The organism is Nocardioides daeguensis, assembly GCF_019192965.1.
GTDB lineage: Bacteria > Actinomycetota > Actinomycetes > Propionibacteriales > Nocardioidaceae > Nocardioides > Nocardioides daeguensis.
On record NZ_JAHTKU010000015.1, the window covers coordinates 32,633 to 55,513 of the forward strand.

Genomic DNA, 22,881 nt, shown 5'->3' on the forward strand with positions numbered 1-22,881 from the left:
GTTCACGTCCATCTCGGCTTCGTGGTCCCGTTTGTTCAGATAATCTGAACGAATGCTGGACCTGCACCGCCTCCGCCTGCTGCGCGAGGTCCACGGGCGCGGCACCGTGCACGCCGCCGCCGCCGCACTCGGCTACTCCCCCAGCGCGGTGTCCCAGCAGCTCGCCGTCCTCGAGCGGGAGGCCGGCACCCCGCTGCTCGAGCGGACCGGCCGCAACGTCCGGCTGACCGCGGCCGGCCAGGTGCTGGTCACCCACGCGATCGGCCTGCTCGAGGGCGTCGAGGCGGCCGAGGCCGATCTCGCGACCCTCGCCGCCGGACGGGTGGCGGGCGTGGTGCGGGTGGCGGCCTTCCAGTCCGCGCTGCTGCGGATCGTCGCCCCCGCCGTCCGCGCGCTCGCGACCAGCCACCCCGACGTCCGGGTCGAGGTCGCCGAACGCGAGGTCGAGCAGGCCGCGCCCGGCCTGCGGCTGCACCAGTACGACCTCGTCCTCGGCGACGAGTACGACGACCAGCCGCGCCTGGTCCACGCCGACCTGCGCCGCGAGCGGCTGCTGCGCGAGCGGCTGCACCTCGTGCTCCCTGCCGACCATCCCGAGGCCGGCTCGGCCCGGGTCCCGATCACCCGGCTCGCCGGCCTGGCCTGGGCGGCCTGCCAGCCCGGCACCGGCCAACGCGCGATGCATCTGCGGGTGTGCCGCGAGTACGGCCGCTTCGAGCCCGACCTGCGCTACAGCTCCGACGACTTCCTGATCCTGCTGGAGATGGTGCGCACCGCCGGCGCGGGCGCGCTGCTCCCCGAGCTCGCCCTCGACGGACGCGACGCCGGCGTCGCCGTGCGCCCACTCGCCGAGGGACCGCTCGGCCGGGAGGTGTTCTTGCTGACCCGGCAGGCGCGCACGCCCGCGGTCGAGGCGGTGGCGGCAGCCCTCCACACCGCCACGCCTAGAGTGGAGCCATGATCCCCCAGGTCGAGATCGACGCCGTCCCGGACCCGCTGCCCGAGGGCCTGGTGGTGCTCGACGTCCGCGAGGTCGACGAGTGGACCGCCGGCCACATCGACGGGGCGGTGCACATCCCGCTGATGGAGCTGCCCGCGCGGCTGGGTGAGTTCGTGGAGCTCGAGGCGCCGCAGACGCTCGTGGTCTGCAAGGGCGGCGGGCGCTCGGCGCGGGCCGTGGCCTACCTCGCCCAGCAGGGCTACGACGTGGTCAACCTCGTCGACGGCATGCTCGGCTGGGAGCGCGCGGGCCGGCCGATGACCGCCGACGGCGACCAGCCGGCGTACGTCGTGTGACCCGGCCCTCCCCCGACGACACGACGGCCCCGCTGCCCGGAATCCCGGGCAGCGGGGCCGTCGTCGTGCTGGGCTCAGCGTCGCGTCACTGCGTGGGCACGTCGGAGAGCAGGCTCGACAGGTCGCTCGGCAGGTCGGAGAGCAGGCTCTCGATGTCCTCCGGCGACGTCGGGAAATCCGTCGGCAGGTCGGTCGGCAGGTCGGTCGGCAGGTCCGTCGGCAGGTCCGTCGGCAGGTCCGTCGGCAGGTCGTCGGACTCGGGGACCGCCGCACCGGCGCACTTCTTCTCCTGGTACTTGGAGAAGGCCTCAACCTTCTTCTGCTCGTCCTTCGAGAGCAGCTCGTCCTCGAACTTGTCCGCGTCCTTGGTCTCGAAGCCCTTCTTGACGGTGGCGCCGTCGATGTCCTTGAGGGCGTCGATCTGGATCTCGAAGCCCTCGCGCGCGTCGTCCGGGATGCCCTTCGGCGTGCCGACCTTCTCGGCCTCCTTCGCCTGCTCGTGGAAGAGGTCGGCGAGCTTGTCGTAGTCCTCCTCCTGCAGGGCCTTGAAGAACTCCTCGTCGCCGGTGTCGTTGGCGATCTTGCAGAAGTCCTTGGTCGAGGCGTCGCTCGGCGCGCCGCCGCCGCAGGCGGTGAGGGACAGGGCGAGCAGGACGGCGGCGCCGGCGGAGGCCAGCGGGCGCTTCAGGTGCAGCATTCAGGGGTTCCTTTCGGTGCAGCTACAGGTGGGGGTGGGTCAGCCGCCGAGCTGGTCGGCGCAGGTCTTCGAGCTGTACGTGAAGAACTTCTCGGCGTCCTTCTCGTCGTTCTTGGAGACGCCCGGGATGCTGTCCTCACCGTCGTTGTCGCCGAAGGACTTCTTGGCCTCGTCGTAGTCGAGGTCGGTGATCGTGTCGACGATGACCTCGAAGCCGTTGCGCTCCGCGTCGCTGATGTCCTTCGGCGTGCCGATGTCGCCGAGGTCGCCGTAGGCCTTCTGCAGCTTCTTCCACTCGGCCTCGGTCGGCTCCTCGCCGGAGACGGAGCTCGTGGAGGTGATCACGTCCTCGACACCGCCGCAGAAGTCCTTCTTCGACGCGTCGGTCGGGTAGCCGCCGCAGGCAGTCAGGGAGAGGCCCAGCAGCACGGCAACGCCGGCACCGGCCAGCGGGCGCTTGAACGGGGTCATGTCGTTTCCTTTCCTCAAGGGTTGGGGCTCGTCGGCGCGCCCCAGGTCAGGGCGCGGCCGAGCGGGCGACCACGCGGCCACCCTGCCCCACCGGGCTCAGACTATTCACAGGTTCGGCGAACGTCAGGTTGCGCGCCGATGACCGGCGCGCCGCGCCGGCAGGCTCAGCGCTCCCAGAAGGCGGCCGTCGGGACCGCGAGCAGGCCCTCCAGGGCGGCGAGGTACGACGCCCGCGGCACCTCGCGCACCCCGAGGCTCGCCAGGTGGCGGGTGGCCCACTGGACGTCGACCAACCGGTTGCCCGCGGCGCCGTCCGGGTCGGACCGGAGCCCCTCGACGAGCCCCACCAGCGCGACCTTCGACGCGTCGGTGACGTGGTGGAACATCGACTCACCGGCGAACAGGCCGCCGATCGCGACGCCGTACAGGCCCCCGACGAGGCGGCCGTCTCGCCAGGTCTCCACGGAGTGCGCCCAGCCGAGGCGGTGCAGGTCGCCGTACGCACGGGCGATCCGGGCGTCGATCCAGCCGTGCGGGCGCCGCGGGTCGGCGCACGCGGCGACCACGGCGTCGAAGGCCGTGTCGACACGGACCTCGAAGTCGCGCGCCGAGCGGCGCAGCGAACGGGACACGCGCAGCTCGTCGAGCTGGAGGATCCCGCGGTAGGCCGGGCTCCACCAGCCGATCGAGCGGCCCTCGGGCATCGGGAACAGGCCGTGCCGGTACGCCGCCAGCAGGGTGCCCGGCGCGAGGTCGGCGCCGACCGCGACCAGGTCGCTGCCGTCGTGGGTGCCGTCGTCCGGCTCGCCGTCCTGGTCCTCGGCGAATCCGGGGTCGTCGGGGTCGTCGAGGTCATCGGGGTCGTCGAGGACCGGCAGCGCGGCGAGCTCCGCGCGGCTCGGGAAGACCCACGGGCTGGGCTCGGGCTCGACAGGCACGAGCCGAGCGTAGGCGCTGGTCCCCCCGTCTAGGCTCGCAGGCATGGCTTCGCTCAAGAAGGGCCTGGCGCTGCGCACCGCGCAGCAGCTCGCGCCGAAGGTCACCCAGCTCGCGCCGGGCCTGACCCAGTCGTTCGTGCGCGAGGCCCTGCACCGGGCGCTGGTGGGCGTCGGACCACTGCCGCCGGCGGCCGAGGCGGCGATGGCGCAGCTGCACGAGCAGCACGGCGACGTCGACAAGGCCGTGCGGGAGCTGATCGAGAACCACGTCGCCTACGCCACGGTCGAGGGCCTCACGACCAACCTGGGCGGCCTGGTCACGGCGGCGATCGTGGCGCCGGCGAGCATCACCGGACTGGCGCTGATCCAGTGCCGGCTGGTGGCGGGCATCGTGCACCTGCGCGGCCACGACCTCGACGACCCGCGGGTGCGCAACGCGATCCTGGTCTGCGTGCTCGGCGAGGACACGGTCACGACGATGGTCAAGCGGCGCCAGCTGCCGGCGCCCCCGATGGCGATCGCGACCGCCCCCCAGCACGACCCCGGCCTGGACCGGACCGTGTCGACGGTGCTGGCCGGCGAGCTGGTCAGCCGGGTGCTCGGCAAGCGGGTCGTGACCACCGTCGGCAAGAAGGTGCCGCTCGTCGGCGGTGCCGTCGGCGCGGTGGCCGACGGATGGAGCACGTTCCGGGTGGGGCGCTACGCGGCTCGGGAGTTCCTGCCCGCGCGCCGGCCCTGAGCTCGGCTCAACGGGGCGCGCGCTTGCGTGCCTTGCGGTAGACGTCGAGCGCCTGGCGGCCCTTGCCGCTGCCCTCCAGCTTCTGCACGGTCCATTCCATCGACCGCATCAGGCGCGGCGTCCGGGCGCGGACCAGCTCGCGGCGCGCATCCTCGAGCTTGCGGCGCAGCCGGTCGTTCTCGGCGTGCGCCTCGGCGTTGTCGAGCAGGAGGGCCTTGATCGCCTCGACCGCGGCCGCGGCGACCTGGCGCTCCGGCGGGTGGTCGGGGTCGACCCACTTGCCGCTGGGAGCGGGAGCACCGCGCAGGTCCTCGAGGTCGCCGACGACGTGGTACCCACGCCGGGACAGCTCGGCGATCCAGCTCTCGGTGAGCTCGTGCACCCACGGATACTGGTCCGGCGGCAGGCCCAGGCGGGCCGACTTGGTGCGCTTGGAGAGGGTGCGGTGAGCGAGCAGCTCGCGGACCAGCGGCCGGTAGTGCTGGGGCGGCAGGTCCCGCGCGGCGACCCGGTTGATCCGCCGGATCAGCGCGGACTCGGGGACGCCGAGGCTCGGGTTGGCGCGGCGGGTGGTGAGCTTGAGGTCGAGGCCGTCGAGCCCGAAGGTGGTGCTGAACCGGTCCCAGAGCAGGTCGGGCGATCCTCCGGAGGGCGGGACGGTGACCAGGTGGATCCGCTCGGGCGGGATGTCGGCGCCCCACCGGTCCAAGATGTCGGGGATCTCCTGGACACCCCAGAACCACGCCCCCACACGGTGGGCGCGCTCCGGGTCCTGGATCAGCTCGAGGAAGCGGCCGTACCCGAAGCGGGCGCGGTGCTTGACGTTCTCCTGCCACTCCGCGGGGATCTGGCGGACCAGGTCGCGCACGGAGAGGACCAGGTGGATCTCGGTGCCGCCGTTGCTGGTGTCGCCACCCGGCTGGTGGCCGAGCGCGGCCAGCGCCCGGGCGACCTGGCTGCGCGAGGCGGAGGCGAAGATCTCGTGGCTGATGATCGCGGTGCCGTCGTGGGCACGGACCTCGGCGGCGAGCTTCTCCCACGCGCCGACGGCCTCCGCCTCGAGCCCGCCCCAGCGCAGCCGCATCAGGTCGAGCGCGGCGAGGAAGTGGGCGTCGAACCGGTCGGCCGGGTAGAGGATGCCGTCCTTCAGCAGCCGGTTGCGGTTCTTGTAGAGGACGTCTTGGAGGTACGACGTCCCGGTCTTGGGCGTGCCGACGTGGAGCAGGACTCGCCGACTCACGATCTCTCCTTGGCCTTGACCCTCGCGGGCACGGTGACGGGGTCGAGGAGCAACCCCAGCGCGAGGGCCAGCACCTCGGCGTCGACCGGAGCCACGGAGCCTGCCTGCTCCCCGAGGGGGCGCGGCAGCAACCGGTCGAGGTCGCCGAGCACAGGGTAGCGAGCGGCGGCGAGGTCGTGGCGGGTGCGTTCGGCCTGCGTGCTCAACCAGGCGTCCCACCGCGGCGGCAAGGTCGGGGCCGGCCCGCCGAGGCCGTCGAGGCGGGTGCCGAGGGTGTCGCGGAGCAGCTGGGGGCGGTCCGCGGAGGGAACGAGCAGGCCGAGCGGCTCGCCGACCCGGCGGACCAGGTCGACGGCGTGGACACCCAGGCGCGGCGGACCGCCCAGGCGGTGCACGCCGAGCTCCTCGGCCATCAGCCGGTCGTCGAGGACGACGCGGACCCGCTCGGCGCCGTACTTGTAGGCGGCCGAGCGCGCCATCCGCGCGAGGTCGGCGCGGGGCGGCAGGTGCCCGGCACCGGCGTTGGCGCGCACGAACCCGCGCCAGGACGCGCCGCCCTGGTCGAAGCTGCGGGCCGTCCAGGCCTGGACGAGCACGGTCTCGAGGTCGTCGGCGAGGAGGTACGCCGTCGGCCGGCGCCCGCCCGGACGATGGCCCTGCGCGGTGAGGTCGGCGCGGACGGCGTCGGCGCGCCAGGGCATCCCGACGACCACGAACGAACGCACCCACGGCCGGCGCACGGCACGGACCCGGTCGACGATCCCCGGCGCCGGCCGAGGCACGGCGGCCACGGCCGCGATGTCGTCGGCGATCAGCGCGCTGGCGACCCGCAGCAGCTCGTCGTCGGCCAGGGCGTCAGGATCGACGGGACGCGGGCCGAACTGACCCGACTCCCCGGCCTCGGCGACGCCGACGAGGGCCAGCTCGCTGCGGCCGCGCCCGGAGACACCGGCCGCCAACACCCGCTCGGCGGTGGCCGCCGGGACGGTGCGGCCGCTCGCGGCGGCATGGGCGTTGAGCCGGCGCAGCAGCGCGAGCTGCTGCGCCCCGGGCAGCTCCGCGGCGAGCGCGGCGCCCTCACCCGAGCCGTCGGCCGGCCAGTCGAGCCACGGTGTCGTCGCCCCGGCCCGCAACGCGGCCACCCACCCCCAGGCGCGTCCTCGACCACTCATGGCCCCACGTTAGAGGGAGGTCAGGAACCGGCGCCCGCCAGGGCATCGGACCGGGCGACCGCACCCCATGCGTTCTGGTCGTCGATCCGGTGAATTCACGACCGGAACGCATGGGGTGCGGAGCCGATCACGCGCCGCTGAGGGCCCGGACCACGGCCGAGGGACTGGGCCGGCCGAGCTGCTGCGCCATCCACACGCTGGCACCGACGACCGCGTCGAGGTCGACGCCGTGCTCGATGCCGAGACCGGTGAGGAACCAGACCAGGTCCTCGGTGGCGAGGTTCCCGGTGGCGCTCTTGGCGTACGGACAGCCGCCGAGGCCACCGGCGGAGGCGTCGTACGTCGTGACGCCGGCCTGGAGCCCCGCGTGGACGTTGGTGAGCGCCTGGCCGTAGGTGTCGTGGAAGTGCAGCGCGAGCCGCTCGCAGCCCATCCCGGCCTCGGCGAACCCGGCGACCAGCGCCCGTACGTGGCCGGCGGTGGCCACGCCGATCGTGTCGCCCAGGCTGAGCTGGCCGACGCCCAGGTCGAGCAGCCGCTTGCCGACGGCCACGACCTGCTCGACCGGGACCGCGCCCTCCCAGGGGTCGCCGAAGCACATCGACACATAGCCGCGGACGTCCATGCCGGCCGCCAGGGCGGCCTCGATGGTCGGCTCGAACATCTCGAACTGGGACGCGAGGGTCCGGTTCAGGTTCTTGCCGGCGAAGGTCTCGGTGGCCGAGGCGAAGACCGCGACGTGGCGCAGGCCGAGCTCGACGGCCCGGTCCAGGCCGCGCCGGTTGGGGACGAGCACCGGCAGCTGGCGGGCAGCGTCGCCGAGGTCGGCGGTCAGGCCGGTCATCAGGTCGGCCGCGTCGGCCAGCTGGGGCACCCAGTCCGGGTGCACGAAGCTGGTGGCCTCCACGACCGGCAGCCCGGCGTCGAGCAGCCGCTTCACGAAGGCCGCCTTGACGTCGGTGGGCACGACGGACTTCTCGTTCTGCAGGCCGTCGCGCGGCCCGACCTCGTAGATCGTGACCTTGCTCGGCAGTCCCGGCTCGGGCACCACCATCGGCAGGGCGGACATCACGCCTCCTCGGTCTCGACCACGAACAGCTCCGCCCCGAGCGCCACCTGCTGGCCGGTGCTCGCACCGACCGCGGTGACGGTGCCGGCGTACGGCGCCTTGAGCGCGAGCTCCATCTTCATCGCCTCCACGACACCGAGCACGTCGCCCTCGGCGACCGTGTCACCGACCGCGACCCGCACGTCGAGGACGGTGCCCGGCATCGGCGCCACCACGGTGCCGTCCCCCGCCGCCGCGCCGTGGTCGGCGCTGGCGTCGGGGCGGTGGAACACGTAGCGCTGGCCCTGGTGGGCGAGCTCGACGTGGTGGCGGGTCACCCGAGCGACCGGCGGGGTCCTCAGATCGTTCGATCGAACGATCTGAGGGGATCCGGGCAGCACCACGGTCCCGTCGGTGAACTCGACGACGGCGGGGGCGGCGGGGGCACCCGCGCGGAAGCCGTCGGCGGCGAACGGGCCGCTCGCGGCGGTGTTGGCGTCGAGCCAGAGCCGGGCCGCGATCGTCCGCGCCGGCGTGGGATCGGGGGCCGGGACGTCGTGGCGGTCGAGCCACGCGGTGTCGATGCCGCCGGGGACGGCGAACTCCTCGCCCGCCGCCAGCACCCGCAGGAAGCCGGTGTTGGTGGTGAGTCCGAGGATCGCGGTGTCGTCGAGCGCGGCCACGAGGGCGCGGCGCGCAGCCTCACGGTCGCGCCCGGAGACGATGACCTTGCCGAGCATCGGGTCGTACGACGTGCTCACGACCTGACCGGACTCGAGCGCGTGGTCGACCCGGGCGGTCACGGGCCAGGACACGACGGTCGCCGTACCGGCCTGCGGGAGGAAGCCGCCGAAGGCGTCCTCAGCGTAGATGCGGACCTCGATCGCGTGGTCGCGGAAGCGGATCCCGGACTGGTCGAACGGCAGCGGGTCGCCCGCCGCAACGGCGATCTGGAGCGCGACGAGGTCGGTCCCGCTGTGGATCTCGGTCACCGGGTGCTCGACCTGGAGGCGGGTGTTCATCTCCAGGAAGTAGAAGTCGCCGGTGCTGGCGTCGAGGAGGTACTCGATGGTGCCGGCGTTCTCATAGCCCACGGACCGTCCGAGTGCAACCGACGCCTGGTGCAGCCGCTCCCGCAGTTCGTCGTCGAGCGCGGGCGCGGGCGCCTCCTCGAGCACCTTCTGGTGGCGGCGCTGCACCGAGCACTCGCGGGTGCCGAGGTGGACGACGGTGCCGTGGCTGTCGCCGAGCACCTGCACCTCGATGTGGCGGCCGCGCTCGACGTACTTCTCGACGAGGATCGTGTCGTCGCCGAAGGCGCCGGCGGCCTCGCGCTTCGCGGCCGCGACGGCGGCGTCGAAGTCGGCGGCCGCGCGCACGACGCGCATGCCCTTGCCGCCACCGCCGGCGGCGGCCTTGACCAGCACCGGGTAGGCGAAGGTGGCCGGGTCCGCGTCGACGGCGTACGACGGCACGACCGGCACGCCCGCGGCGACGGCCAGGTCGCGGGCGGCGTCCTTGCGGCCCATCTGCTCGATCACCTTCGGGCTCGGCCCGACCCAGGCGATGCCCGCGTCGGTGACGGCGGCGGCGAAGGAGGCGTTCTCGGAGAGGAAGCCGTAGCCGGGGTGGATCGCGTCGGCGCCGGTCTCCTTGGCCGCGGCGAGGAGCGCGTCGCCGTCGAGGTAGGTGGGCACCCGGACCGCTACGTCGGCGTCGCGGACGTGCAGCGCGTCGGCGTCGAGGTCGGTGTGGACGGCGACCGTGCGGATGCCGAGGTCGCGGCAGGTGCGGAACACCCGCCGGGCGATCTCGCCGCGGTTGGCGACGAGGAGGGTCTGGATGGTCATGGGATCAACCCCTTTGCAAACGCGAGCTTGCGAGTGTTTGCCCGACCAACCGCGAGCGAAGCGAGCCTGGTTGGTCGGAACAGCGATGAGTGCGGCGAAGCCGCTCGATGTCCTTCATGCGCGCAGCGCCCCTACATCCGGAAGATGCCGTAGTTGGGGGCGGGCACCGGTACGGCGGAGACCACCTCGAGCGCCATGCCGAGCACCCGGCGGGTGTCGGCGGGGTCGATCACGCCGTCGTCCCAGAGCCGCGCGGAGGCGTAGTACGGCGAGCCCTGGGTCTCGTACTGGTCCTTGATCGGCTGCTTGAACTCCTCCACATCGGGGTCGTCCTCGCGGCCGGCGACGGTGGCGAGCACGTTGGCCGCCTGGTCGCCGCCCATCACGGAGATCCGGGAGTTCGGCCACATCCACAAGAAGCGCGGGTCGTAGGCCCGCCCGCACATGCCGTAGTTGCCGGCGCCGAACGAGCCGCCGATGACGACGGTCAGCTTCGGCACGACCGAGCAGGCGACCGCGGTGACCAGCTTGGCGCCGTCGCGGGCGATCCCGCGGTTCTCGTACTCGCGCCCGACCATGAAGCCGGAGATGTTCTGCAAGAACAGCAGCGGGATGCCGCGCTGGTTGCACAGCTCGACGAAGTGCGCGCCCTTGAGCGCGGACTCGCTGAACAGGATGCCGTTGTTGGCGACGATGCCGACCGGGTGGCCGTGGATGCGGGCGAAGCCGCAGACCAGCGTCTCGCCGTACAGCTGCTTGAACTCCTGCAGCCGGCTGCCGTCGACCAGGCGGCGGATCACCTCGCGGACGTCGTACGGCGTGCGGGTGCTGACCGGCACGACGTCGTAGATGCTCTCCGGCGGCTCGAGCGGGTCCTCCACGTCGGCGACGGGCGTCGGCACCGGGGCCGGGAGCGTGTCGACGATGCCGCGCAGGATGCGCAGGGCGTGGGCGTCGTCGTCGGCGAGGTGGTCGACGACACCGGACTTGCGGGCGTGCACGTCACCGCCGCCGAGGTCCTCGGCGCTCACGACCTCACCGGTCGCGGCCTTCACCAGCGGTGGCCCGCCGAGGAAGATGGTGCCCTGGTTCTTGACGATCACGGTCTCGTCGGACATCGCCGGGACGTAGGCGCCGCCGGCGGTGCACGAGCCCATCACCGCAGCGAGCTGGGGGATCCCGCGCGCGGACATGTTGGCCTGGTTGAAGAAGATCCGGCCGAAGTGCTCCTTGTCGGGGAACACCTCGTCCTGCATCGGCAAGAAGGCGCCGCCGGAGTCGACGAGGTAGAGGCACGGCAGGTCGTTCTCGGCGGCGACGGTCTGCGCCCGCAGGTGCTTCTTGACCGTCATCGGGTAGTAGGTGCCGCCCTTCACGGTCGCGTCGTTGGCGACGACCATGCAGTTGCGACCCTCGATCCGGCCGATGCCCGCAACGACGCCGGCCGCCGGGACGGCGTAGTCGGCGTCGTCGCTGGTGGCCGGGCCCGGCTTGCCGTACATCCCGTACGCCGCCAGCGGGGCCAGCTCCAGGAACGGGCTGCCGGGGTCGAGCAGCCGGTCGACCCGGTCGCGGGCGAGCAGCTTGCCGCGGTCGGTGTGCTTGGTGCGGGCTGCCTCGCTGCCGCCCTGGCGCACGCGCGCGAGGCGCTCGCGCAGGTCGGCAGCCAGGTCCCGGAGGGTGGGCTCGGAAGTCTGGGACACGCGAACAGGTTAATGATCATTAACCTGTTCGCGCAATCCCCTGTCTCCTAGCGCAGCTTGAGCAGCGATCCCGGACCGAACAGCGGCCCGACCACGTAGACGTGGTCGCTGACGTCGACGCCACCCGGGTTCATCAGCTTCCCCGCGGCCAGCTCACGCACCCGCGCCTTGGCACCGCGGTGGCGGATCAGGAACAGACCGCCCTCCTGCGCACCGGGCAGACCGAGCTCGAAGGCGAGCCAGCTCATCTTCGACAGCTCGAGGGCGTAGATCCCCTTCCGGCCGGCAGCCAGGTCCGTGATCGAGGTGAACCCGTCGGCGAACCGCTTGCACTTGCCGCGCCGCGGGTGGTCCGGGTCGCAGGTCGCGTTCGTCGTACCCGGCTTGATCCGCCACACCTGCGAGGTGCCCGGGGTGGCCGGGAAGCCGCGCAGCTCGCCGACGTACCAGTAGCCGTCGTCACCGACCGTCACCGACGTCGCGACCGCCTCGGAGACGATCGCGGTGCCGGCGGGCGGGAGCGGCCCCATCGGCGGGGGCACGTCGGGCAGCCCGGCCGGGACCGGCACGGTGCGCGGCATCAGGCGGGCGACGGTCCGGATCTTCCCGCTGCGCGGCCAGACCCGCAGCAGGTCGTTGCCGGCCGCGTCGGAGACCAGCAGGGTGCCGTCGTCGAGCGCCACCAGGCCGAACGGGTTGCTGTCCGCGGGCAGGTTCTCCTGGTCCCACGGGTCCGGGTCGGTCACCTGGTAGGCGCCGATGTCGACGACCGGCTTCGGCGCCGGCCAGCCGCGCTTCCACTTGAACAGCGTGGCCGCGGGAGCCGGGGCAGCCGCGCCGCGCAGGTTCGCCGAGCGCTCCTCCGGCGGCGGACCGGAGGCGCCGGTCAGCAAGAAGATGGCGCCGTGGCGTCCCTTCGCGATCGCGGGCGGGAAGTCCGTGGGGAGGTTCCCGAGCGGAACCACCCGGGCCGGCTTGTGCCTGCGCTCCACCACCAGGCTGAAGTCGCCGCCGGTCTCCGTGACGAGGGTCCGGCCGCGGCCGAGCGCGTCGACGCCGCGAGGACCGTCGAGGGGCGCGACCACCCGCGGTTCGGCCCTTCCGCCGCCTGATCCGTCGCCGGACTCACCGCCGGACGCACCGCCGGTCGCGCCCGCCACCGCGGGGGCTCCGGTCGCTGCGAGGGCGAACGCCGCCACCGCCGTACCGATCCTGATCGCTGCCTTGCCCATGGTCTGCTCCTCGGGTCCGTGGCGCGCGCCGCACCGTTCTCCTGCCTAGCAGCGGCGGACCGGCAGCGTCATGCCCCATCGTGGGTACCCGCCCACGAAAGCGCACCGTGTCCTAGCCTTCGGGGGTGAGCGCGACCGAACCGACCCGTCGCGAGCAGATCCTGACGACCGCCGCCGACCTGTTCGCTGCGCGCGGCTTCCACGGCGTCTCGGTCGCCGACCTCGGCGCGGCCTGCGGCATCTCCGGTCCGGCGCTCTACAAGCACTTCGCCTCCAAGCAGGCCGTGCTCGCCGAGATGCTCACCTCGATCAGCGAGCGGCTGCTCGAGGTCGGGCGCGAGCGGGTGGCCGCCGGCGCCGGGGACCCGGCCGCCGCGCTGCGCGGGCTGGTCGACTGGCACGTCGAGTTCGCCCTCGGCCACCGACCGCTGATCATCGTCCAGGACCGCGACTGGGAGTCGCTGCCCGAGGACGCCCGGGAGCAGGTACGTCGGCTGCAGCGTGCCTACGTCGACCTGTGGGCCGACCAGCTGCGCACCCTGCGGCCCGACCTCGACAAGCCCCGCGCCCACGCCGCCGCCCAGGCCGCGTTCGGGCTGCTCAACTCCACGCCCCGCGCCGGCCACGGGATTCCCGACGCCGCGCTGCGCGACCTGCTGGCCTCGATGGCGCTCGGCGCACTCGGCATCGCACCCCATGCAGTTTGGTCGTGACTCGGCCCGAATCGCGACCAGTTCGCATGGGGTGCGGTAGTGATCAGAACCCGGGCTCGGTGCGCTCCAGGATCGGGGCGAGGTCGAGACCGGCGGGCAGGGTGCCGAAGGCGCTGCCCCAGTCGCGGGCCAGGCGGCTCGCGCAGAACGCGTCGGCGACGGCCGGCGGGGCGTAGCGGATCAGCAGGCCGGCCTGGAAGAGCACCGCGATCTGCTCGACCAGGCGGCGCGCGCGCAGCTCGATGTCGCCGAAGTCGGTCAGCTCCTTCTTGAGCGAGGTCAGCGCGTCGTCGTAGCGCTGGTCGGTGCCGACGGCGAGCTCGGCCTCGGCGAAGAACGCGTCAAGGGACTCGGGCTCGCGGCCGATGGCGCGCAGCGCGTCGAGGGCGGCGACGTTGCCGGAGCCCTCCCAGATCGACAGCAGCGGCAGCTCGCGGTAGATCCGCGCCAGGTCGAAGTCCTCGACATAGCCGTTGCCGCCGAGGCACTCGAGCGCCTCGTTGGCGAGGACCGGGCCGCGCTTGCAGACGTAGTACTTGGTCGCGGCCAGCGCGAGGCGGCGCAGCGCGGCCTCGCCGGCGTCGCCGTGGATCGCGCGGTCGTTGGCGCCGGCGAGGCGCATCATCGCCGTCGTCGCGGCCTCGGACTCGACCGCGAGGTCGGCGAGCACGTTGCGCATCAGCGGCTGGTCGATGAGCAGCTTGCCGAAGGCGGCGCGGTGGCGGGCGTGGTGGGCGGCCTGGACCAGCGCGCTGCGCATGCCGGAGGCACTGCCGATCACGCAGTCGAGGCGGGTCATGTTGACCATCTCGACGATGGTCTTGACGCCCTTGCCCTCCTCGCCGACCAGCCAGCCGATCGCGTTGTCGTACTCGATCTCGGACGACGCGTTGGACTTGTTGCCGAGCTTGTCCTTGAGCCGCTGGAACCGGATCGGGTTGGCCTCCCCGCCGGGCAGCACCCGCGGGAGCAGGAAGCAGGACAGCCCGCCCGGGGCCTGGGCGAGGGTGAGGAACATGTCGGACATCGGCGCCGAGGTGAACCACTTGTGGCCGACGATGCGGTAGCTGCCCGGCTCGCCGGCGACCGGGGTCGCGGTCGTCGTGTTGGCGCGCACGTCGGAGCCGCCCTGCTTCTCGGTCATCGACATGCCGGCGATCAGGCCGCGCTTGGTGGCGGGGTCGCGCAGGCCGAAGTCGTAGGCCCGGTTGGTCAGCAGCGGCTCGAAGCGGGCGGCGAGCTCGGGGTTGGCGCGCAGGGCCGGGACCACGGCGTAGGTCATCGAGATCGGGCAGCCGTGGCCGGCGTCGACGTTCCAGGCGTAGAACTTCGCCGCCCGCGCGACGTGGGCGCCGGGCCGGTCGTCGGCCCAGGGAGCCGCGTGGATGCCGTGGGTGACGGCGGTGTCCATGAGCTGGTGGTACGCCGGGACGTACTCCACCTCGTCGACGCGGCGGCCGTAGCGGTCGTGGGTGTGCAGCCGCGGCGGCACCCGCTCCGCGAGCCGGCCCCAGTCCATCGCCTCGGGCGTGCCGGCGAGGCGGCCGACCTCACGGATCTCGGGGAGCGCCCAGCCGGCACCCTCACGCTCGATGCCCTCGAGCAGCGCCGGGTCGGCGGAGGTGTCGTGGCCGACGAGCGGCGGGACCTGGTTGACGACCTCGTGCGTAGCCATGCCTCGATGTTACGATTTTCTCGACAACCGTGTCCAGATGTGTAGCATCGTCGCTCGTGGAGGACCTCGCACCGCTCTCGGCGCGCTCGGTGATGCTGAGCCTGCTGCTCGGCTCGCACCCCGACCGGATGTCGGCGGCCGAGCTGGTGCGCGCCGGTGAGCACTTCGGCGTCCCGCCCGCCACCGCCCGGGTCGCGCTGACCCGCGCGGTCGCCGCGGGCGACCTGCGGCGCACCCCGGACGACTCCCACTACGTCCTCGGGGACCGCCTCGCCGCCCGCCAGCGCCGACAGGACGAGGCCGTGCTCGACGCCGAGACCGGCTGGGACGGCAGCTGGGAGATGGCGGTCGTCGTGGTCGCGGGCCGCACCGGAGCCGAGCGGGCGGCGTTGCGCGACCGGCTGTCGTCGTACCGGATGGCGGAGCTGCGCGAAGGCGTCTGGACCCGGCCCGCCAACCTCCGCCGCCCGCGGGAGTACGCCGACGAGGCGGTGCTGAGCACGTTCGCGGCGACGCCCGACGAGGACCCCGCCGACCTCGCCTCCCGGCTGTGGGACCTCGCCGGCTGGGCCGGGGAGGGCCGGGCGCTGCTGGAGCGGTTCGAGCGCACCGCCGCGCCGGCGCCCCGGCTCGCGGTCGCCGCGCACCTGGTCCGCCACCTCGCCACCGACCCGCTGCTGCCGGCCGCCCTGCTTCCCGCCGGGTGGCCGGCGGCGGCGATGCGGACGACGTACGCCGGCTACCAGGACGAGCTGCGCGCGCTGGCCTTCACCCCGCGCTAGGAGTCACCGCGCTCAGAGCAGCCCGTCGGGGAGCTCGGCGCCGGCCTCGAAGAGCGCGATCAGCCGCTGGGCACGCACGGCGGCGTCGACGACCAGCTCCACGTCGTCGGCCAGGTCGGCGGTGCTCGGCGGCCCCGCGGACCCGGTCGCCGAGGTCGCCACCGACGCGGTCCGTGCGTGCAGGTCGGCGAGCAGCTGGTCGCGCTCCACGCCGCGCAGCGCGAAGAGCACCAGCGGGTCGGCGTCGACCAGCCAGCCTGCCTGGATCAGCACCGCGATGGCGTGCGGGCACGGGTCGAGGTAGTGGGGGCAGGTGCAGGTGGCGCTCAGCTCGCCGCCGTACGGCAGCAGCTCGACGCCGACCTCCTCGGCGTGCTCGACCAGGTCATGGGGCAGGTTGCCGGCGAGCAGCTCGGCGATCCGGCCGGACTCGGCGGCGACGGCCTCGACCAGGGCGGTGCGGGCGGCCTCCTCGAGGAGGGGGACGCCGACCTGGACCGTCCACGCGTCGTCGCCGTCGCGGCAGGCGGCGAGCAGGACGCCCGGCTCGACGCTGATCGCGCCGACGTCGCCGCGACGCGCGTGGGCGCGGCCGGGGCGCAGCTCGGCGTCGGAGTACGCCGCCTCCTCCACCGCCCGCTGCCACGCCTTGCCCCACCACGAGCGGACGCCGCGCGTCGGCTGGGTCTGGCGGGTGAAGGTGGTGCGCATCAGTCACCCACCTCCGCGTCGACGGCCTCCCGCGCCTGGCGGCGCAGGGTGACCAGGTCGCGCAGCTCCTCGTTGCTGAGCTCGGTGAGCGCGGCGTCGCCGCGGGCCAGGACGGCGTCGGCCAGCTGGCGCTTGCGGTCGAGCAGCTGGGCGACGCGCTCCTCGATCGTGCCGCGGGTGACCATCCGGTGCACCTGCACCGGCCGGGTCTGGCCGATCCGGTAGGCCCGGTCGGTCGCCTGCTCCTCCACGGCCGGGTTCCACCAGCGGTCGAAGTGGACGACGTGGTCGGCGCGGGTCAGGTTGAGGCCGGTGCCGCCCGCCTTGAGCGAGAGCAGGAACACGGGGACCTCCGCCGCCTGGAACCGGCGCACCATCGCCTCGCGCTGGGCGACGGGCGTGCCGCCGTGCAGGAACTGGTGGGGGACCCCCAGCGCGGTGAGGTGCTGCTCGACGAGGCGGGCCAGGGCGACGTACTGCGTGAACACCAGGACCGCGCCGTCCTCGGCGAGCACGGTCGCGACCAGCTCGTCGAGCAGCTCGAGCTTCTCGGAGCGGCCGGTGAGGCGGACCGCGCCGGACTGCTTGAGGAACTGGGCGGGGTGGTTGCAGATCTGCTTGAGGCCGGTGAGCAGCGCGAGCACGAGGCCGCGTCGGGTCTCCTCGTCGGCGCGCTCGATCCGCTCCATGGTGTCCTTGACGAACGCCTCGTAGAGGACGACCTGCTCGCGGGTCAGGCCGAGCAGGTGGTCGGTCTCGGTCTTCGGCGGGAGCTCGGGCGCGATGCCGGGGTCGGACTTGCGGCGGCGCAGCAGGAACGGGCCGATCAGGTCGGCGAACTGCCGCGCCTTCGTCGGTTCGGCGCCCGACTCGATCGGCGCACCCCACACGCGGCGGAAGGCCTGCCGGCTGCCGAGCAGCCCGGGCACGCACCAGTCGAGGATCGACCACAGCTCGGTGAGGTCGTTCTCGACGGGGGTGCCGGTCAGGGCCACCCGCGCCCGAGCGGGCAGACGGCGCAACGCCCGGGCGGTCGACGTACGGGAGTTCTTGACGTGCTGGGCCTCGTCGGCGACCACGAGGTCCCAGGCCACGCCGGCCAGGGTCTCGGCGTCGCGGCGCAGGGTGCCGTAGGTGGTGAGCACGAAGCCGCCACCGCGCTGGCCGGGCCTGTCGAGCCCCTCGAGGGAGCGCGCGCCACCGTGGAAGCGGCGGACGGGAACGCCGGGCGCGAACCGCTCGACCTCGGCCTCCCAGTTGCCGAGCAGGCTGGCCGGGCACACGACGAGCGTCGGCCCGCCGTCGGAGCGGCCCTGCTCGAGGCGGTGCAGGTGGAGCGAGATCAGCGTGATCGTCTTGCCGAGGCCCATGTCGTCGGCGAGGCAGGCCCCGAGGCCGAGGCCGGTGAGGTCGGCGAGCCAGGTCAGGCCGTGACGCTGGTAGTCGCGCAGGTGGGCGGCGAGACCGGCCGGCTCGGCGACCGGCGCGCGGGTCGCGGCCGCGAGGATCTGCTCACGGACCTTCAGCAGGCTCGCGCCGACGACGACTTCGGTGGTGTCGGGCTGCTCGTCGCCGGCGGTGGGCAGCTCGGTGACGCCGGTCAGCGCGGCGGCCAGCGCCTGCGCGCCGCTGGCCTTGCGAATCAGGCGCCTGCGGGCGCGCTCGGCGGTGGTCGGGTCGACGACGGTCCAGGCGCCGCGCAGCTTGATGACCGGGCTGGCCGCCTTCGCGAGCTCCGCCATCTCGTCGCTGGTGAGGGCCTCGCCGTGCAGCGAGACCTGCCACGAGAACGAGAACAGGCCCTCGGTCGAGAACGGGCTGTCCTGCAGCGGCAGCTCCTCCCCACGGGCCGGGCCGCCGCGCTCGCGGCGCCGGTCGAGTACCGCGCGGGTGGTCAGCTCGGGGCCGAGCGCGCGCGGCCAGTGCACGTCGACGCGGGCGTCGCGCAGGGCACCGACGTGCTCGAGCAGGCTCCCGATCTCGGCGCCGTCGAGGGTCAGCTGGTCGGGGACGGCGAGGCCGAGCAGCCGGTCGAGCACCGGCCACGCGTCGGCAGCCGCCCGCAGCGCGATGCTCGCGTGCACCCGGGCCCGGCGCCCGAAGCCGTGCTCGGCCGCTCCGCCGGTCCACAGCAGCGCGGCGTCGCACACGTGGAGCGGGTCGCGCTCGTCGTGGACCTGCAGCACCAGCCGCACCGTGCCCGCGACCAGCTCCTCCTCGTCGGCCTCGACCCGCAGCGAGATCCGGACCAGCTCGGGCAGCACGGCGTCGTCGCGCCGCTCGGCCAGCCGGCGTCGTACCCGCTCGGCGAACTCCTCCGGGGTGCCGGCGGCCACCGGGGCGGGGCTGCGTGGCGCGCTCGGCGCCGCGCGCGGCAGGGTGTCGGCGACCGCGTCGAGCATCTCGCGGACCAGCTCGTCGTCGGCATCGAAGGAGCGGGCGAGGCGCTCGACCGCGTCCTGGTCGCGCGGGTCGAGCCCCTCGACCCGCCAGGCGCGGCCGCCCGCGTCGGGAGCGACCTTGCCGGCGGCGACCAGGCGCAGCCCGAGCAGCGCCGCACCGCTGAGCAGGCGCACGCTGGGGTGGGCGTCGTCGGCGGTGCGCGACCTGCTCAGCACCGGCAGCGCGGCACTGACGGGCAGGGCGATCCGGCGGTCGCCGGCCGCATCGGTGAACTCGATCGTCGCGGGATCCCCGGGCCGGAAGGTCGCGGGTCCGGAGACGGGAACGAAGCTCACATGGGGACGCTAGCCGGTGGGGCCGACACGACGACCACGCAGCCGGGCCAGCGCCACACCGCCGAGCAGCAGCACGCCGCCGGCCGTCGCGGTGATCGCCGCCCACCAGGTCGGGTGCTCGGCCGCCAGGGCGACCGAGGCGAGCGGGACGCCGAGCGCCGGCATCGCGATCGCGAGCACGGAGAACCCGGAGTGGCCCGAGACCGTGGCGGCCAGCGCCCAGAGCACGGCGAGGATGCCGCCGAGGACGACCACCCACCACACGTCGTCCTCCCGGAACCCGGGCGACACGCTGACCCACCCGAACGTCGCGCCATCGTCGGACGCAGCGTCGAACCCCGATGACATCCCACCGAAGAACCCGTCGAGGATCCCGCCCAGGAAGCGCATCACCGCGAAGGAAGCCAGGGTCGCGAGGATTCCGACCAGGCCGAACGCCCCGACCACGACCCCCGACACCGCCCGGCTCGGCAGCGCCCAGCCGACGAGGGTGACGACGACGACGAAGAGCGCGACCAGGACCGCGGTGATCACCTGCGGGTGGTCGTCGCCGAGGCTGTCGGCGACGACATCGTCGAACGCGACGCCGTAGACGAGCGCCAGGCCGAGGATGGCGACCACCACGAAGGCGGCGCGGCGCGCGGCGAGGTACCCGATCACCGCGAGCGCGACCATCACGCCGCCGACCAGGTAGGCGACCCAGCTGTCGCCGCGGTCGATCCCGACGGCGATCATCAGGCCCGTGGCGAGGATCCCGGCCACGCCCGGCCAGGTGACGACCTCCTCGCGCGCCCGGCCGCCGGTACGACGAGCGGCCAGCGCGCCGAGGATCGCGATCACGAACAGCACGGCGGTGGCGCCGAGGCCGACGCCGTAGTTGGACCAGTCGAGCCCGTCGTCGCCGCTGCGGCTGCGGAACGCCGCGATGAGGACGGCGGCGCCGAGCAGGCCGGCGCCGAGCGCGACCAGGCCGGCCGTCGTACCCGCTCGCGCGGCACGGGTCGGGTCCCCCGGCTCGATGGGGCCCGGCACGCCGGCGCCGACCGGCGGCGGGGGCGGCTGGGCGGACCCACGGTCGTCGGTGGCCGTCGCATCCGTGTCGTCCGGGTCGGTGACGATCGCCGAGGCCGGCGGGCGGATGACGGTCTCGGGCGCCGAGGACCCCGGCGGCGGGGGCGGCGGGGGCGGCCCGTCGGCGGGCTGCTCGGGGGTGCCGTTCGCGGGAGCGTCGTCGGTCATGGTTCGGACTCTAGGGGCGCCAGGCGCCCGATCGCGGGAGGCGGACGCGCGGGCGAACTACCCGTTCACCCCCAGCACGAGCGGTACGACGCCCGCGGCGCCGGCTGCGTGCAGCGCCTCCGCCGCCAGGGTGAGCGACCACCCGGTGACCACCCGGTCGTCGACGAGCAGCACCCGGCGCCCGTCGACCGCGGCCGGGTCGTCGAGCTGGAGCGCGCACCGGCGGCTCACCGCGGCGACCCGCTGGGCCGAGTTGGTGGCACCCCGGTCGGGCCCCACCGACAGGTCGACCACGGCCCAGCGGCCGACCACCGGGACCTGCAGGAAGCGGGACAGGCCGCTGGCGAGGTCGGCGGTCAGGGCGGGCTTCCGCTCGGACTCGGCGACCACGATCGCGTCGACCCGCGGCTGCCAGTCGCGCAGCATCGTGACCATCGCCCGGGCCAGCGAGTCGGGCACCGGCCCGTCGGGGGCGTCGACCGCGAACAGTCCGCGCAGCGCCGCCCCGTGGCCGAGGTCGGTGAGCCGGGCGACGGCCCGGCCCTCCTCGGCGGGCTGCTTGATCCGCCCCGACCGGCTGACCCCGATCGCCGCGAGGCCACTCGGCCACAGCTTGCGGGGCTCGATCGGGACGCCGGGGCGGGCGATCCGGTCGGCGGCCTCCTCGACCGCGGCGGCGGACACCTCGGTCGACAACCCGAGACCCCCGCAGTTGTCGCACCGGCCACAGCGCCACTCCGGGTCGGCCAGCACCGCCGGGTCGTCGAGCTGGCGCCGGAGGTAACGCATCCTGCACTCGTCGCTGCGCAGGTAGTCGAGCATCGCCTGCTGCTCGGCCTGGCGGGCCGCGGCGACCCGCTCGTAGCGCTCGGCGTCGTACGACCACGGCTGACCGGTGGACTCCCATCCGCCCTTGACCCGGCGCACGGCGCCGTCGACGTCGAGCACCTTGAGCATCGTCTCGAGCCGGTTGCGAGACAGGTCGACCCGCGGCTCGAGCGCAGCGGTGCTCAGCGCGCGGCCCGCCTCGGCCAGCACCGCGAGGGTCTCGCGGACCAGCTCCTCACGCGGGAACGCGAGCGAGGCGAAGTAGGCCCAGATGTCGCGGTCCTCGGTGGCCGGCAGCAGCACCACGGTGGCGTCGTCGACGGTGCCGCGGCCCGCGCGGCCGACCTGCTGGTAGTAGGCGACGGGGCTGTTGGGCGCGCCGAGGTTGACGACGAACCCGAGCGCCGCGTCGAAGCCCATCCCGAGCGCGCTGGTCGCCACCAACGCCTTGACCTCCCCGGCGACCAGCGCCTGCTCGAGCGCGAGCCGCTCGGTCTGCTCGGTCTGGCCGGAGTACGCCGCCACCCGGTGCCCCCGCGAACGCAGGTAGTCGGCGACCTCCTGGGTGGCCGCCACGGTCAGGCAGTAGACGATGCCGCTGCCGGGCTGCTCGGCGAGGTGGTCGGCCAGCCAGGCCAGCCGCTGCTCCGCGGTCGTCAGCCGCACCACGCCGAGGCGCAGCGACGCCCGGTCGAGGGAGCCGCGCAGGACGAGGGTCTCGAGGCTCGTCGCTGGCGCTCCTCGCACCTCGACCACCGAGTTCAGCTGGTCGGCGACGTCGTCGGTGACGCGCTGGTTGGCGGTGGCGGTGGTGGCGAGCACCGGGATGCCGTCGGGGAGCTCACGCAGCAGGGTCCGGATCCGGCGGTAGTCGGGCCGGAAGTCGTGGCCCCAGTCGGAGATGCAGTGCGCCTCGTCGACGACCAGCAGCCCGCAGGTCGCCGCCAACCGGGGCAGCACCTCGTCGCGGAAGCCCGGGTTGTTGAGCCGCTCGGGGCTGACCAGGAGCACGTCGACCTCGCCCGCCGCGATCGCACGGTGGACCTCGTCCCACTGCTCCATGTTCGTCGAGTTGACCGTGACCGCCCGGATCCCCGCCCGCTCCGCCGCCGCGATCTGGTTGCGCATCAGCGCCAGCAGCGGCGAGATGATCACCGTCGGCCCGCTGCCCTGCTCGCGCAACAGCAGGGTCGCCACGAAGTAGACCGCGGACTTGCCCCACCCCGTGCGCTGGACGACCAGGGCGCGGCGCCGGTCGACGACCAGCGCGGCGATGGCGGCCCACTGGTCGTCGTACAAGGTGGCGTCGGGGCGTCCGACGAGGGCGCGGAGGTGCTCCTCCGCCCGGGCGCGGACGGCGGCGTCGGCGGGGGCCTGGGTGTCCATGCCCCGTGTCTACCAGCGGCGCCCGACACGACCGACCGGGCATCCACAGGCGGACCGCTCCCGGTGTGACGAATCTTTAACGACCGAACCTCGCCGATCGCGAGACGGCCCGACCACCCACCCCGTAGAGTGTCTCTTGCAGCCGCTGGTGACCCGAGACGCCAGCGGCTGCACCTATTTCCCGGGCTCTCCGGCGGGCGGCCGGTCGCGTGGTCGTTGAGTTGCCACTTCCTCGCCGTTGAGTTGCCGCTTCCTCTCGGTTGAGTTGCCACATGTTCCGAAGGCGGCGACGTGGAAGGGACCCAGGAGGACGGGTTCCGCCGTCGGCCCACGGCCCTCCCGGTGGTTGGGCATGAGGAGCGCCAGCGACGAGCCCCTCGGTGGTTGAGGTGTGAGGAGCGCCAGCGACGAGCCCCTCGGTGG

Annotated in this window: 19 protein-coding genes; 5 read left to right on the plus strand and 14 right to left on the minus strand. The window is 73.9% G+C overall.

The genetic code is table 11. The features are described 5' to 3' along the window. Positions 1 to 52: 52 nt before the first annotated feature. Both KU893_RS12435 and KU893_RS12440 read left to right on the plus strand, forming a co-directional pair. Positions 53 to 961 (plus strand): LysR family transcriptional regulator, encoded by a 909-nt coding sequence (locus KU893_RS12435; RefSeq protein WP_218234688.1) that lies wholly within the window; start codon positions 53 to 55, stop codon positions 959 to 961. Then, positions 958 to 1,296, plus strand: a complete 339-nt coding sequence (locus tag KU893_RS12440; RefSeq protein ID WP_218234689.1) for a rhodanese-like domain-containing protein — start codon at positions 958 to 960, stop codon at positions 1,294 to 1,296. The genes KU893_RS12435 and KU893_RS12440 overlap by 4 nt, the downstream gene beginning before the upstream one ends. Before the next feature lie 85 nt (positions 1,297 to 1,381). On the opposite strand, the gene KU893_RS12445 is transcribed toward KU893_RS12440, so the two are convergent. The 3 genes from KU893_RS12445 to aat form a co-directional block, all read right to left on the minus strand. Then, complete coding sequence (locus KU893_RS12445; RefSeq protein ID WP_218234690.1) at positions 1,382 to 1,993, minus strand: PT domain-containing protein; 612 nt, start codon at positions 1,991 to 1,993, stop codon at positions 1,382 to 1,384. 39 nt (positions 1,994 to 2,032) lie between these two features. Beyond that, on the minus strand, positions 2,033 to 2,464 hold the full coding sequence (locus KU893_RS12450; RefSeq protein ID WP_218234691.1) for a hypothetical protein: 432 nt from the start codon (positions 2,462 to 2,464) through the stop codon (positions 2,033 to 2,035). 164 nt (positions 2,465 to 2,628) lie between these two features. Continuing rightward, positions 2,629 to 3,402: a leucyl/phenylalanyl-tRNA--protein transferase gene (aat, locus tag KU893_RS12455; RefSeq protein ID WP_308167220.1), complete on the minus strand. Its 774-nt coding sequence runs from the start codon at positions 3,400 to 3,402 to the stop codon at positions 2,629 to 2,631. Between the two features lie 43 nt (positions 3,403 to 3,445). On the opposite strand from aat, the gene KU893_RS12460 reads away from it, so the two are divergent. Next, positions 3,446 to 4,141 (plus strand): EcsC family protein, encoded by a 696-nt coding sequence (locus tag KU893_RS12460; protein WP_218234693.1) that lies wholly within the window; start codon positions 3,446 to 3,448, stop codon positions 4,139 to 4,141. Positions 4,142 to 4,148: 7 nt separating this feature from the next. On the opposite strand, the gene KU893_RS12465 is transcribed toward KU893_RS12460, so the two are convergent. The 6 genes from KU893_RS12465 to KU893_RS12490 form a co-directional block, all read right to left on the minus strand. Then, positions 4,149 to 5,381: a hypothetical protein gene (locus KU893_RS12465; protein ID WP_218234694.1), complete on the minus strand. Its 1,233-nt coding sequence runs from the start codon at positions 5,379 to 5,381 to the stop codon at positions 4,149 to 4,151. Further along, positions 5,378 to 6,553, minus strand: coding sequence for a hypothetical protein (locus tag KU893_RS12470; RefSeq protein WP_218234695.1), 1,176 nt, complete (start codon positions 6,551 to 6,553; stop codon positions 5,378 to 5,380). The genes KU893_RS12465 and KU893_RS12470 overlap by 4 nt, the downstream gene beginning before the upstream one ends. Positions 6,554 to 6,680: 127 nt before the next feature. Continuing rightward, positions 6,681 to 7,622 carry a hydroxymethylglutaryl-CoA lyase gene (locus tag KU893_RS12475; protein ID WP_218234696.1) on the minus strand — a complete coding sequence of 314 codons (942 nt, stop codon included), beginning with the start codon at positions 7,620 to 7,622 and terminating at the stop codon, positions 6,681 to 6,683. Then, positions 7,622 to 9,451 (minus strand): acetyl/propionyl/methylcrotonyl-CoA carboxylase subunit alpha, encoded by a 1,830-nt coding sequence (locus KU893_RS12480; protein WP_218234697.1) that lies wholly within the window; start codon positions 9,449 to 9,451, stop codon positions 7,622 to 7,624. The genes KU893_RS12475 and KU893_RS12480 overlap by 1 nt, the downstream gene beginning before the upstream one ends. Before the next feature lie 131 nt (positions 9,452 to 9,582). After that, complete coding sequence (locus KU893_RS12485) at positions 9,583 to 11,154, minus strand: acyl-CoA carboxylase subunit beta (RefSeq protein ID WP_218234698.1); 1,572 nt, start codon at positions 11,152 to 11,154, stop codon at positions 9,583 to 9,585. 47 nt (positions 11,155 to 11,201) lie between these two features. Beyond that, a complete protein-coding gene (locus KU893_RS12490) occupies positions 11,202 to 12,386 on the minus strand; it encodes a ScyD/ScyE family protein (protein WP_218234699.1) in 1,185 nt (394 codons plus the stop codon). 125 nt (positions 12,387 to 12,511) lie between these two features. On the opposite strand from KU893_RS12490, the gene KU893_RS12495 reads away from it, so the two are divergent. After that, a complete protein-coding gene (locus tag KU893_RS12495) occupies positions 12,512 to 13,099 on the plus strand; it encodes an SACE_7040 family transcriptional regulator (protein ID WP_218234700.1) in 588 nt (195 codons plus the stop codon). Positions 13,100 to 13,142: 43 nt separating this feature from the next. Here KU893_RS12495 and KU893_RS12500 read toward each other — a convergent pair whose 3' ends face one another. Beyond that, positions 13,143 to 14,774: an acyl-CoA dehydrogenase family protein gene (locus KU893_RS12500; RefSeq protein WP_218234701.1), complete on the minus strand. Its 1,632-nt coding sequence runs from the start codon at positions 14,772 to 14,774 to the stop codon at positions 13,143 to 13,145. Positions 14,775 to 14,830: 56 nt separating this feature from the next. Here KU893_RS12500 and KU893_RS23610 point away from each other — a divergent pair, with 56 nt between their 5' ends. After that, positions 14,831 to 15,556 (plus strand): PaaX family transcriptional regulator C-terminal domain-containing protein, encoded by a 726-nt coding sequence (locus KU893_RS23610; RefSeq protein ID WP_257440804.1) that lies wholly within the window; start codon positions 14,831 to 14,833, stop codon positions 15,554 to 15,556. A gap of 12 nt (positions 15,557 to 15,568) precedes the next feature. On the opposite strand, the gene KU893_RS12510 is transcribed toward KU893_RS23610, so the two are convergent. Genes KU893_RS12510 through KU893_RS12525 form a run of 4 tightly spaced genes read right to left on the minus strand, consistent with a single transcriptional unit; the run spans position 15,569 to position 22,458 of the window. Continuing rightward, positions 15,569 to 16,267, minus strand: a complete 699-nt coding sequence (locus KU893_RS12510) for an SWIM zinc finger family protein (RefSeq protein WP_218234702.1) — start codon at positions 16,265 to 16,267, stop codon at positions 15,569 to 15,571. Further along, entirely contained in the window at positions 16,267 to 19,005 is a 2,739-nt protein-coding gene (locus tag KU893_RS12515) for a DEAD/DEAH box helicase (RefSeq protein WP_218234703.1), read from the minus strand. The genes KU893_RS12510 and KU893_RS12515 overlap by 1 nt, the downstream gene beginning before the upstream one ends. Before the next feature lie 9 nt (positions 19,006 to 19,014). Further along, positions 19,015 to 20,244, minus strand: a complete 1,230-nt coding sequence (locus KU893_RS12520) for a hypothetical protein (protein WP_218234704.1) — start codon at positions 20,242 to 20,244, stop codon at positions 19,015 to 19,017. Between the two features lie 57 nt (positions 20,245 to 20,301). Continuing rightward, entirely contained in the window at positions 20,302 to 22,458 is a 2,157-nt protein-coding gene (locus KU893_RS12525) for a RecQ family ATP-dependent DNA helicase (RefSeq protein ID WP_218234705.1), read from the minus strand. Positions 22,459 to 22,881 lie beyond the last annotated feature (423 nt).